15 protein-coding genes are annotated in these 12,046 nt (G+C 37.4%); 10 read left to right on the forward strand and 5 right to left on the reverse strand.

From position 1 onward, the window contains the following. Positions 1-9: 9 nt before the first annotated feature. A complete protein-coding gene (locus tag IGJ00_RS00745; protein ID WP_019723617.1) occupies positions 10-963 on the forward strand; it encodes a siderophore ABC transporter substrate-binding protein in 954 nt (317 codons plus the stop codon). A gap of 68 nt (positions 964-1,031) precedes the next feature. Here IGJ00_RS00745 and IGJ00_RS00750 read toward each other — a convergent pair whose 3' ends face one another. Then, the gene (locus IGJ00_RS00750; protein WP_254905451.1) at positions 1,032-1,154 is read right to left on the reverse strand and encodes a hypothetical protein; all 123 of its coding nucleotides are present in this window, start codon (positions 1,152-1,154) and stop codon (positions 1,032-1,034) included. Positions 1,155-1,221: 67 nt separating this feature from the next. Next, on the reverse strand, positions 1,222-1,518 hold the full coding sequence (locus IGJ00_RS00755; RefSeq protein WP_010734416.1) for a hypothetical protein: 297 nt from the start codon (positions 1,516-1,518) through the stop codon (positions 1,222-1,224). Between the two features lie 219 nt (positions 1,519-1,737). Between IGJ00_RS00755 and IGJ00_RS00760 the strand changes: the two genes are divergently transcribed. The 5 genes from IGJ00_RS00760 to IGJ00_RS00780 all read left to right on the forward strand — a co-directional run bounded on the left by IGJ00_RS00760 (position 1,738) and on the right by IGJ00_RS00780 (position 4,585). Next, the gene (locus IGJ00_RS00760) at positions 1,738-2,316 is read left to right on the forward strand and encodes a GNAT family N-acetyltransferase (protein WP_010734415.1); all 579 of its coding nucleotides are present in this window, start codon (positions 1,738-1,740) and stop codon (positions 2,314-2,316) included. Positions 2,317-2,363: 47 nt separating this feature from the next. Beyond that, positions 2,364-2,723 carry an iron-sulfur cluster biosynthesis family protein gene (locus IGJ00_RS00765; protein WP_010734414.1) on the forward strand — a complete coding sequence of 120 codons (360 nt, stop codon included), beginning with the start codon at positions 2,364-2,366 and terminating at the stop codon, positions 2,721-2,723. An 18-nt stretch (positions 2,724-2,741) separates the two neighbouring features. After that, positions 2,742-3,638 (forward strand): metallophosphoesterase, encoded by an 897-nt coding sequence (locus IGJ00_RS00770; RefSeq protein WP_023518919.1) that lies wholly within the window; start codon positions 2,742-2,744, stop codon positions 3,636-3,638. Positions 3,639-4,088: 450 nt separating this feature from the next. Next, a complete protein-coding gene (gene relB, locus IGJ00_RS00775) occupies positions 4,089-4,322 on the forward strand; it encodes a type II toxin-antitoxin system RelB family antitoxin (RefSeq protein WP_071868045.1) in 234 nt (77 codons plus the stop codon). After that, positions 4,319-4,585, forward strand: coding sequence for a type II toxin-antitoxin system RelE family toxin (locus IGJ00_RS00780; protein WP_071868044.1), 267 nt, complete (start codon positions 4,319-4,321; stop codon positions 4,583-4,585). The genes relB and IGJ00_RS00780 overlap by 4 nt, the downstream gene beginning before the upstream one ends. A gap of 410 nt (positions 4,586-4,995) precedes the next feature. Here the strand turns inward: IGJ00_RS00780 and IGJ00_RS00785 are convergent, their stop codons facing one another. Beyond that, positions 4,996-5,730, reverse strand: a complete 735-nt coding sequence (locus IGJ00_RS00785) for an MIP/aquaporin family protein (RefSeq protein WP_071868043.1) — start codon at positions 5,728-5,730, stop codon at positions 4,996-4,998. Between the two features lie 435 nt (positions 5,731-6,165). On the opposite strand from IGJ00_RS00785, the gene IGJ00_RS00790 reads away from it, so the two are divergent. The 4 genes from IGJ00_RS00790 to IGJ00_RS00805 are packed head-to-tail and all read left to right on the forward strand — an operon-like array spanning position 6,166 to position 9,340. Beyond that, a complete protein-coding gene (locus IGJ00_RS00790) occupies positions 6,166-7,695 on the forward strand; it encodes a helix-turn-helix domain-containing protein (RefSeq protein WP_195514500.1) in 1,530 nt (509 codons plus the stop codon). Continuing rightward, positions 7,685-7,906: a DUF2829 domain-containing protein gene (locus tag IGJ00_RS00795; RefSeq protein ID WP_010734410.1), complete on the forward strand. Its 222-nt coding sequence runs from the start codon at positions 7,685-7,687 to the stop codon at positions 7,904-7,906. The genes IGJ00_RS00790 and IGJ00_RS00795 overlap by 11 nt, the downstream gene beginning before the upstream one ends. Further along, positions 7,903-8,664, forward strand: coding sequence for a 3-oxoacyl-ACP reductase (locus tag IGJ00_RS00800; protein WP_438844013.1), 762 nt, complete (start codon positions 7,903-7,905; stop codon positions 8,662-8,664). Before IGJ00_RS00795 ends, IGJ00_RS00800 begins: the two co-directional genes overlap by 4 nt. Positions 8,665-8,692: 28 nt before the next feature. Continuing rightward, on the forward strand, positions 8,693-9,340 hold the full coding sequence (locus IGJ00_RS00805) for a DUF998 domain-containing protein (RefSeq protein ID WP_086335314.1): 648 nt from the start codon (positions 8,693-8,695) through the stop codon (positions 9,338-9,340). A 118-nt stretch (positions 9,341-9,458) separates the two neighbouring features. Here the strand turns inward: IGJ00_RS00805 and IGJ00_RS00810 are convergent, their stop codons facing one another. Together IGJ00_RS00810 and rpsD are read right to left on the reverse strand one after the other, a co-directional pair. Then, complete coding sequence (locus IGJ00_RS00810) at positions 9,459-10,001, reverse strand: biotin transporter BioY (RefSeq protein WP_071868039.1); 543 nt, start codon at positions 9,999-10,001, stop codon at positions 9,459-9,461. Between the two features lie 1,236 nt (positions 10,002-11,237). Further along, complete coding sequence (gene rpsD / locus IGJ00_RS00815) at positions 11,238-11,849, reverse strand: 30S ribosomal protein S4 (RefSeq protein WP_010734406.1); 612 nt, start codon at positions 11,847-11,849, stop codon at positions 11,238-11,240. Positions 11,850-12,046: the final 197 nt, after the last annotated feature.

Raw genomic sequence — 12,046 nt, forward strand, 5'->3', positions numbered from 1 at the left:
AGCGTCAAAATGAAGAAAATAGTTTTAGGATTTTTAGTCATAGCATCATTAGGATTAGCAGCATGTGGAAATAACGAAGCACAAACGAGTGAAACAACAGCATCAAGTACTGTCGCAACGGATACAATGTTGACAGTCAAAGATAGCAATGGTGAGTCTGTAGAAGTGCAACAAAACCCTGAGAAAGTTGTAGTGTTCGACAATGGATCATTAGATACGCTTGATGCATTAGGTGTTGGAGACAAAGTCATAGGAGCGGCAACTAAAAATCTACCTGCTTACTTAGAAAAATATCAAGAAGTTGAATCTGCTGGGGGAATCAAAGAACCTGATTTGGAAAAAATCAATGAGATGCAACCAGATTTGATTATTATTTCCGGTCGTCAAAGTGATTATCAGGAACAGTTGAGCCAAATTGCCCCAACACTATATTTAGCAATGGATGCAGAAAAGCCATGGGAATCGATGCAAGAAAATGTGACAACATTGGCAAAGATTTTTGATAAAGAAAAAGAGGCAGAAGAAAAATTAACAGATTTAACGAAACAAATTGATGAAGTAAAAGAGAAAGCCAGTGCGCTTGATCAAACAGCTTTAGTTACTTTAGTGAATGAAGGGCAACTTTCAGCATATGGTTCAGGTTCACGTTTCGGACTCGTTCATGATTTATTTGGCTTTAAACAAGCCGATGATCAAATCGAGGCGTCTACACATGGTCAAAGTGTTTCTTATGAATATGTTTTAGAGAAGAACCCAGGGATTTTATTTGTCATTGATCGTACCAAAGCAATTGGTGGAGATACAAGCAACGATAACGTAGCTGCCAATGAATTAGTGGCACAAACAGATGCCGGTAAAAATGATCAAGTAATTTCATTGCAACCAGATGTATGGTATTTGAGTGGTGGTGGACTTGAATCAATGAACTTGATGATTGAAGATGTCAATCAAGCGCTAAAATAATTTTTCAATGAATACACAAGAAATGAACGAGTGCCTATCAACTAGATAAGTACTCGTTCATTTCTGATTCAATGGGTGATTGTTTGATCGTTAGGAAAATCTAGTGTAAGGGTAAATTCATTATCGACTTCATAAGGATCGATTCGTGGGGTTGGATCATGGAAAAAGTGAGCAAGCCATTGTCGGAACATAAGATCGCCTCCTTTGATTTGATTAAAGGATACAAGGCGAACCTTAGAGAAAGCTTAAAGCATAGAATCAAGCATGTGTTTCGGCTAATGCTTGATAATTGACGATCTTGACTTGACGATAAAAGTCAGCTGGCAGTTTTGACCAACGTTTCAAAAGTTGATAAAAATAACTATCCTCCGCTTTGATTTTGTACTCACTTAAAATCAATCCGAAGTAGTTTGGTTTTTTCTTTGCTAATTTGTGATAGATCGATAATGCTTTTTCTTTGTCTTCATCAACAAATAGTGTTTTAACTTCAATATAAGATCCTTCAATGTTCTGTGTTTCTTCAATAAAGTAAATGCTTTTTATATATTCTGTCATAAGTAAGACCTCCAGCGCTTGTTTAGTTGTTAAGATAACAATAGCTAAAATTTGTTAATAAATCGTGAACAAATAATTATTCTTTTTCAGCAATTGTTTAAGTTTTTTCGTTTATCAATATTTAATCTGTTATTTTAAGGAGATATTAAGTTTTGTCTTGCTTCTTTCCGTGAATTTCGATACAGTAATTTAAACTAAAGGAAAAGGTAGGGGATGCACATGGAATTATTGATCAATCGAAACTTAGTGTTTGCAGAAAATCGTGTCATAGAAACGGAACGTCTGATTTTAAGACCAATCACATTGGAAGACGTAGAAGATATATTTGAATATGCCCATGATGTAGAAACGACCCGCTTTGTTTTCCCTCGACATCAGTCGATCGAAGATACAAAAATCAGTGTTGCGAATTTTTTTATGGCATCACCGCTTGGAAAATATGCTATTGAATGGAAAGAAAACCGCAAGATGATTGGTACGATCGATTTGCGGATACAAGAAGGCGATGATACGGCTGAATTAGGTTACGCTTTAAATAAAAAGTATTGGGGAAAAGGAATCATGCCGGAAGCTGGAAAAGCGCTTCTGAAATTGGGCTTTGAAAAAATGGATCTCGTAAGGATCTTTGCTTATCATAATACGAAAAATAGTAAATCGGGACGAGTGATGGACAAGTTAGGAATGAGAGAAGAAGCTGTGATTCCTGATGCAAAACGAGAAAAAGGAGAAATCATTTCAATCGTTCTTAAAGGAATTACCAAAAAAGCTTGGTTGGAAGGTCACCCAAAAACAAGTTAGTTGCAACTTCGTACAAAAATCATTAAGCTAAAATTGAGGTGATTAAGATGGAATTTATCGTATCAAAAGAAGCGGAAGAACTGCTTCGTGGAAAAGTGAATGACAATGAACAATTATTGCTAGATGTAGAAGACGGAGATGGACCATTTGCGAATAGCCGGATCACTTGCCAAATCGATACTTCTTTTCGTCTGATTATTGTAGAAAAAGAAACATCGGCAGATCTAAGCTTATATTCTGAAGTAGTCGATACCCAAATGGGACCAATCAAAATCAAGAAAAGCGCACTCGTTTATTTGGATAATCCGACGACGTTAGCAGTAGAACCAACTTACAAGAGTCTGCAACTGAAAGGACCAGGAGGAATCATCAAAAATAACCTCCAAATCGTCACATCAACTATCTAAGATTTAGAAGGAAAAAGAATGGGAAATTTAGCGATCATCAGTGACTTACATGTGGACATCAATCAATTTGGCGAAGCTGAATTAATGCTCTTATGGGAAGTCTTACAACAAAAAAAGATTACTCGGCTTCATTTGGCTGGGGATACCGCCAATAAAGTCGATCGTTGTGTCGCAGTCGCTGAATTTTTTGCAGAGCGGCTACCAACGACTTTCCATTTTGGCAATCATGAGTTAGCCGATGTTACTGGCGAAGCAATGATCAGTCATTTTCCAGACGTCCATTTTTTGAATGAGCGCTATATTCCATTAAATGAGAAAACCGTGTTATTAGGCATCAACGGTTGGTATGATTACCAATTCTCAGAAGAAAAAGACGTGAAGAAAATCGTGCGGATGAAGCGTTTGTACTGGTATGACCGCTTGATTGAGCGAGATGGAACGGATCTAGAAGTGAATGATCGAGTAGTAGAAGCAACACGATCATTATTGGATACGCTACACAAAAAGAAAATGAATGTGATCTTATCAACACATTTTGTCCCAAAACAAGAATTCATTGTTTACCAAAACGCGCCTTATGAACGTTGGAACCAACTCAATGCGTTCTTAGGTTCAGCTTCATTTGGAAAACTACTCGATCAATACGATAATCTTCAACAAGTCGTCTTTGGGCATACGCATCGACGGTTTGAGGATAAAGTACTCCAAGGAACGACGTATAGTTGTCGGCCGTTTGGCTATTATTACGAATGGCAATTGACACGAGATTTTATCGATGAATATCAATTGATTGATCGTTACAATCCAATGAAATTACGCGTATTATTACGAACGCATCGTCCAGAATTTAAAGAATACCAGTTACAACATTTAAAAAAAGAGTTTGAACAAGCAGTAACAGTGATTGCTTACTGAAAATTTGAAGACCACCAAGTATCGATTTAGATGACACTTGGTGGTTTTTTATGTATTTTTTAGTTTTACTTCATCGATCATTCCCATTCATTCTTGATCTCCGCTACTTTATTCCACCAATCCTGTCCGGCAACTTCATCGATCGTGTAATCTAGCGATGTATCAGACAATAAGCTGCCAACTTCTTTTTTCAATTCACTTGTCTAAATGGACACTTAATCGTTCGTTTGTCTTATTTGTGTCCATAATGAGTTGAATTCTCTCTTTGATGTACAAGCTACGACCCTATTCTACACTTATTTAGGGGGATAGACGATAAGAATATTCTTTGTTTCTCTATGGATGAGTAGATGAAAAATCATCTCGATAAGTGAACACAATTGTGTTCTTTCGTTCGAGGGTATGTTATAATTAAAGTGCCTATGAATTAAATCAGAGGAGGGGAATATTATGGCAACAATTACAGTTCGTGTGACAGAAGATGAGAAAAAATTTTTGGATGAAATGGCTAAGTTTGAAGGAAAGAGTCTCTCTGAATTACTTAAAACAAAAACATTAGATGCTTTAGAAGATGCGTATGATGCAAAGATAGGAGATTTAGCCTATGAAGAGTATTTGAAAGATAAAAAATCAAATGATTTATCTGTTCTTTTAGAGGAGTATGATATAGGTGAAAAAAAATGAGCTACTCGGTAAGAACAACTCCTACCTTCGATAGGCAAATAAGAAAACTAGACAAATTCGAAGCAACAACTATATTAAGATGGTTACATAAACAGATCGAAGGCACAAAAAATCCTAGATATACAGGTAAGCCACTTGTGGGGAACTACGCAGGTAAATGGCGATACAGAATAGGAAATTATCGCGTCATTACAAAGATTGATGATGAAAAGTTGATTGTTTTAGCATTAGAAGTAGGACATAGAAAAAATATATATCTATAGTAGAATCTACTCCAAAGTGAATAGTTATACACTTCGGTTTTTTGTATTCAAATATTTTTCACCAAGTCAAACCAAAAAGCACTTTATTCAAAAAGGAATGAGATGCCTTTGTATTGAGTTATCTAACCGAGATTTTATTCTTATTTTTGATAAAGATAAAACTTATCACGCCGAACACGAAGAGTACCAAGCCAAAAAGTAAAGTATGAGTGATGCCGATTGGCTAAGGTGCCACCTGTCCTTGATTAAAAACAAGTATTGAAGATATCCGATAAACAAAGAAACTGGCATAAAGATGATTCAAAGGATAATAAGCCAATCAGAGGATGATTTTAGACTTGAAATCAATAAAAAACGGAAATCTAAGGAATTGCTTCCAAAGATTTCCGTTTTTATAGTACTCATTAATTTTATGCCATAAATAATGCTTTGTAGACAAATACTGCTACAATACCGGCACAAATCGGTGCCACAACTGGAACCCAAGCGTAATCCCATTGTGAAGAACCTTTATGTTTCAATGGTAACAACGCATGAACCAAACGAGGTGCAAAGTCACGTGCTGGGTTCAATCCAGGACCTGTAGGACCTCCTAGTGAAGCGACCAATGTCCAAACTAAGAAACCAAGAGCTAAGTGAGCTGTTCCTAAGTTATCTTGGAAGAAAGGTGCTTTTGTGATACCTAATGCGCCAAAGAATAAGACGAATGAACCGAAGAATTCGTTGACGAAACCATTGAATTTAGAACCAACACTGTTGATAGTTGAGAAAGTTCCTAAGACATGGTTTACATCTTCAGTTTGATCGTAATAAGGTTTGTAACAAGCGACCACGATCAATTGTCCAAGAGCTGCTCCAAGTAATTGTGCAACGATATAAGGTACGACTTCTGCCCAAGGGAATAAACCATTAGAGGCTAAAGCAATCGTAAATGCCGGATTGATATGATTTCCGCTAATGCCACCAAAAATCATTGCTGGCATCATCACACCAAAACCATAACCAACAGCAATCAGCATCCAGTCACTGCCATATCCTTTTGTTCCTTTTAAATCTACGTTTGCGACAGCACCATTACCTAAAACGATCAATAATGCTGTACCAAGTAGTTCCGCCGCTAGACGGGTCATAAGTGAATAATCCATAATACCCTCCATTAATTTATTGAAAATATAAAAAAGAAACAACAACACAGCGGGTGAAGTGTTTCGTAAGAGGTGTACTTCTGTTGTCGTGATAAGTGCAAAATAAAAAACGACTTCTTTATAGAAAGAAATCCGAGCAACAGTCGACACATTGATAAAACCCTATGACACAAAACACCAACCCTAACTATAAATATATCAAAAATAAATAGTGAATTTTATCAAATATTGTTGCTATCAACAAACATTTTTTGAAAATTTCAGAAAAAAATGAAACTGAAATGGAACGAATAATCGCACGATGCACGATGAGTGAATCGTCTACAAAAAGAAGGGAATTACTTTAATTGAATGCCTCCTTAGCTTGTCTGTTTTGGTGTTTCAATAAGGATTATATGCTACAATGAGGAAAATAGTCGATAAGGGGTGAAGTCGTTGTATTTGTCTTCTGAGTACTTAAAACGTTTTGACAAAGACTTATATTATAAAGTGCTCTTACTCGAAAGCTTTGAGGATCAGGTAGGGCACACAGCGGCACAACTTGCACAAAAGGTTCAACTAGACGCACGAAGTGTAACCAGATATTTAGTTGAATTGATCAAAAATTATCAATTATTCAGTGGAAAAGAGCAATCTTTATTTACGAAGAATCATCGATCGGGTTATCATTTTTATGATTCTCTGGATCCTATTGAACGTGAACGCTTTTTGATTTACCTCGTGCAAAGTACGCTTAAATACCAGCTATTGCACGACATTTTTTTTGAAGAATTTCATACGCTCTATCAATTCTCACAAAAGCATTATATCAGTGAGTCAACTGCTCATCGGAAAATCAATGATTGGAAAGAACAATTTTCGAGGTATGGTATCCAACTCAAAAGAGGAAGCTATATCGCGTGTGGAGAAGAAGAAATCATTCGATTATACCTACATATGACTTTTTGGCAGTTATTTCGTGGTAAAGTTTGGCCCTTCGAAACTATTCCACAACAGGACGTCAAACAAATTGCTGACCAGATTTTACAGTTTTTTGATGTTCGGTTGAATGAGATCAAGAAACGGCGATTAGAGTACATGTTAGGTGCATTTTTCTTACGTAAATCCCAAAAACATTTTGTGGTTTTAAATAATAAAAAACGACAGTTGATTGAAAAAAATCCACTCTTTGAAGCATTCAGTCAGTGGATGGCGCCTTTTTTTCCAAACTATTTCCAAGGGAAAGAAGAATTAGGTGCACTATTTCTAGTGCTGATGACCAGAGAAGAATATTATCAATCGTCAGGAATCCGTCAGCAGATTTTTGCTTTTCACCGAAAACAACAAACCGCTCCTTTTATAGCTCTATTAGAAATGAAGAATGCGTTAGCAGCATACTGTGAAGAAAAGCAGTTGACCGAGGAATCATTCACCAAAGAAGCAGAGAACTATTTGCTTAGTAGTCACCTGTTCGCGTACTTGTTTCCTCATGCGAAGGAAATGGTTGATGGGGAAGGTAGCAATTTTTCTAGACACTTCATTAGTGAAAATGAGTCATTAAAACAATGGTTGCTGAATTTTTTCAATCGAGCAACACAACGTGCAGACGAGTGGGTCTATGAGAATGCGACATTCTTGATGCGAAGGTATCTAACCGTGTTAAAAACGATGCGTGTTTTTGATCGACAATTACCACAAGTCACTATTTTACTGATGACGGACTTTCCTCTTTTTGAAGAAGAATTACTAAAAGAAAACCTAAGGCACTTTTTCAGAGAGGAGTATCAGTTGTACTTTTTACCAGCGGATTATCGAGGAAGAGAGGTCGATCTATTACTATCCACAAGCAAGATCCATCGCAAACCTTGGGCGGATCTAGACTATTTCATCGTCACAGATGAACTTGAACTCTCGGATTATATCCGTTTATTTGATAAAATCAAAGAAATCAAAACAAAGAAAGAGAGAAAAAATCATGACATTTGAAGAAGTATTGCCACAGTTAAAAACAGGTGCAAAGGTTATTAGAAAAGGTTGGAGTGGATTTGAATTATATGTTGTTCTGGTATCCGATGATGAATTTGATGGTTGTCCAGTAACGCCTTATTTTCTGATCAAAACGAGCGACGAAGGATTTTCTAGCTTTGCGCCAACCGTTTGCGATATTCTAGCAGAAGATTGGATGATCGTTGAATGACGAATCATTATCCGGACTTAGCGAATCAAGTCGTCTTTGTGACAGGCGCCGCTCAAGGAATCGGTGCTGCACAAGCAGAAGCTTTTTTAAATCAAGGAGCGAAAGTATTTGGCGTAGATCTGAAAGTGGGTAAGATGGAAGAACTAGCAAAAAAATACCCTACGCATTTTATCTCATTTCTCGGTGATATTTCACAAAAAGAAGTGATTGAACAAGCGGTCACTACGTGTCATGAAAAAGTCGGCGATATTTCAATCTTATTGAATACCGCGGGGATTCTTGATGGCTACAAGCCTTTATTAGAAACAGACGAAACACTTTGGGATCGGATCTATGAGGTCAATGTGAAAAGCCTCTTTCGATTAACAAAACAAGTGTTGCCTGATATGCTCGAAAAGCAAACGGGAACGATCATCAATATGGCCTCCATTGCAGGTATGGTGGCTGGCGGTGGTGGAATCGCGTATACGAGCGCCAAACATGCAATCATCGGCTTCATGAAACAGTTAGCCCTTGATTATGCTGCGCAAGGGATACGTGTAAAAGCCATCGCACCAGGCGCCATCCAAACACCGATGAATGCAGCTGATTTTGCAGGTGACGGAGAGATGGCCAAATGGGTCGCAGAAGAAACGCCTGTTAAGCGTTGGGCACAGCCGGAAGAAGTAGCAGAATTGACGTTATTTCTTGCGACGCCTCAAGCGAGTTATATCCATGGAGCAATCGTTCCAATCGATGGTGGATGGTTGCTTAAATAGCTGAAAGAAGAATAAGTGGGGGAAACGTATGAAAGTGATCGTTTGGTTGATGCCTCTTGGAATGGTTAGTGTAGTTGCTTATTTTGTACATGTGTTTCTTGGGCAATACCTTTGGGAATCATATGATCCAATCACGACAGACATCAGTTCTTTAACCGCCATTGGTGCGCCAAATGCGAATTTATTGAATATGATCCTGCTTATCTATGGTATAGGCTTTTTACTATTTGTCATTGGAATGGTCGTGAAAGCCTTTGAAAAGTATCATGGGATGACTCGGATCGGTTATCTGATTTTTCTTGTGATGGCAAGCACTACAGTGGTAGGCTATAAACTATTTCCATTGACAGGCGATAAGGCGGATATGAATTTCCAAAATACGATGCATATTGTTGTGACGATCCTTGTCGTATTTACTACTATATCTTCTTTATTCCTTATTGGGTTTGGTTATCTTAAACAAGAAAAACTACGTACGTTAGGAAAAATATGTATTGCTACCGCAATATTGATCACTTTCTTTGGCGCATTGAATCCAATTGGAATGGCACAAGGATGGAATATTTTAGGGTTGACGGAGCGAATGGTGATCTTCCCACTGCAAGCCTTTGTTTTCTTTCTGTCCTTCATCTATACGACGAATAATAAGTTGATAGTGAAAAATGAAATGGTATAACTAGATGATTATAGAAGTGTCTGGCTATGAGAATAAGCGATATCCGCCAAAAAATAGTTGCTCTATTTGGCGGATATCGCTTATTTTTAAAGTTTTTCTTTTTTATCCTATTAATTTTTTAAACTAATTTTTGAATGTTGAACCGTAATCTTTTTCTTAAAGTAGTGCCAACATAAGCTGCTCCTGTACTTTTGAGCAACTCTGGCAACAAGAATGGGACGAATCCGCTCAATAGCGCAGTTTGAACTGGCAAATGACTACTAAATGATAACCAAAGCGTACCTACAACTAAAGCAAGAAGAGAGCCGAATAGATTGGCACACCAAGCGTGGAAAAAGCGAGAATTGGTCTTCTCAATCCACCAACCAATGACGAAAGACTGAAGAATAAAACCAAAAAGGTAGCCGCCTGATGGTCCGAATAAGATGCCCATTCCCCCAGTCATGCCAGAAAAGACGGGTAGTCCGATCAATCCTAATAAGAGATACATACAAACAGCGAGAGTACCAGCACGTTTCCCAAGAAATGTGGCGGTCAAGCCAATCGCAAAAGTCTGGCCAGTAAGAGGAACCAAACCTAATGGGATAGTAAATTGTGAGAGGACTGCAATAATTGCTGTAAATTCGGCAACGAGTATAAGTTCTTTTAATGATTTTGTCATCCGTTCTCCTTTCGTTAACATTTTTTATTTTTGTGGTTAACGAAATTATAGAGGAAGAGAAAATAAATGTAAAGTCTCTTTATGATATATTTTGAAAACGCACATAAGAAGTAAGAGTACAAAAATATTTCCAAATGTGAGAAAAAGTATGAATAGCAAGTGTTTTGATACGTGATATAATTTTTATATAACATAATCAACTATATTTTGGCACATAGAAAAATGAGGATGATCATTCATGATCTTTCTACAGATAGGTGCCCAACCTAGTCAATGAACTGGTTTGTTGGTTGAAACGGCCAGTGAACATTCATCGATTTGCCATGGGTAACTAAAAGCTGTTTGACGAATGAATGTGCCAATAATCAGCAACTGTGAAAGTGACAAGTTAACATGTCTATCCACCATTGATAAAGGGAGAAACTAAGCAGTTGCTTGCTTAAAGGACACATTTCATTGGAAAAGCAATGATGCGAGACAGTTTATGAAATTTGAAGCATCACACTGTAGAGGACATGTTCTTTTCCTCGTCTAAACCAAGTGGGAAGTGGCAGTTAAAAGCTGTATCTTCAGAGAACGATTGAGAACATCAAAAACTTAGCTGTTTTATCACCCAAGTAGCGAATACAAATTGATTTCTCTTGCTATTGTTCGAGTCATGGATACAACTGAACCTGCTAAAGCCAACATAAAAAGATAGCACTCGACTCAACGGAATACGTACGTTGTTTTGAGGTCTATCTTTTTATGTGTGTCCGAGCGAAGAAAAGACACGGGGACATTATTTCTTATTACTTGGAGCTAATCAGCTTTTTCACAACCTCGATAAACAGTGTTCAAAAAGCTGACCTTCAACATTAAGCTAAAAAATCAAAAAATATGAACAGTTATTTTCTGATTTTCTATCTTACTGCTCAAGTCAAAACGCTTCTTTCACAACCTTGATAAACGGTGTTCAAAAGCCAACTCCTACGATAATAAGGCAAGACTTGGAAAAATATGGAGAACTATTTTCCCAGGCCTTGCCTTATTACTTGGAGCTAATCAGCTTTTTCACAACCTCGATAAACGGTGTTCAAAAAGCAACACTTCGGACATAAGCCAAAAAAATCAAAAATGAAACAGCCATTTTCGATTTTTCTGGCTTATGCCTTAGTGCTAAGCGCTTTTTTCACAACCTAAAAAAACCAGCTATCCAAAGGATAGCCGGTTTTTTTTGTACCAAAGTTTTTTGAATTATAGGCTTTGGTTGTAGTATTCAACGACAAGTGCTTCGTCAATTTCTGGGTACAATTCGTCACGTTCTGGTAAACGAGTCAATGAACCTTCTAATTTTTCAGCGTCAAAGCTTACGAATGCTGGACGTCCAACAGTTGCTTCAACTGCTTCTTTTACAGTTGAGATGTTTTGTGATTTTTCACGAACTGAAATCACTTGACCAACTGCAACGTGGTATGAAGGGATATCAACACGTTTGCCATCAACCATGATATGACCATGGTTAACTAATTGACGTGCTTGACGACGAGTAGTTGCAAGACCTAAACGATAAACAACATTGTCTAAACGTTGTTCTAGTAAGATCATGAAGTTAACCCCGTGTTTACCTTCTTTGATTTTGCTTGCTTTAACGAACAAGTTACGGAATTGACGTTCGTTCATACCGTACATATGACGTAATTTTTGTTTTTCAGTTAATTGCATACCGTATTCTGATTGTTTGCCACGGCTGTTTGGTCCATGTTGACCTGGAGCGTAAGGGCGACGTGCTAATTCTTTTCCTGTGCCAGATAATGAAATACCTAGGCGACGAGAAATTTTCCATGATGGTCCTGTATAACGAGACATTAAAATTTCCTCCAATAGATAACTATATTTTTTGGAGTAAAATAATCCGTTAAAAAATTCATAATCGTATAGTTTGTTCTTCAATCTTCACCTTTGCAGCCGCGGTTACGCAATTGAACCCGAAGCGGGGCAACAAACTAGGGACGAGTTATTATTTTTCTGCTGCATTATTTTACACGAACTACAGTATAAGCGAT

Origin of the sequence: Enterococcus sp. AZ062 (assembly GCF_051715065.1) — a bacterium.
GTDB classification, from domain to species: Bacteria; Bacillota; Bacilli; order Lactobacillales; family Enterococcaceae; genus Enterococcus_B; species Enterococcus_B mundtii.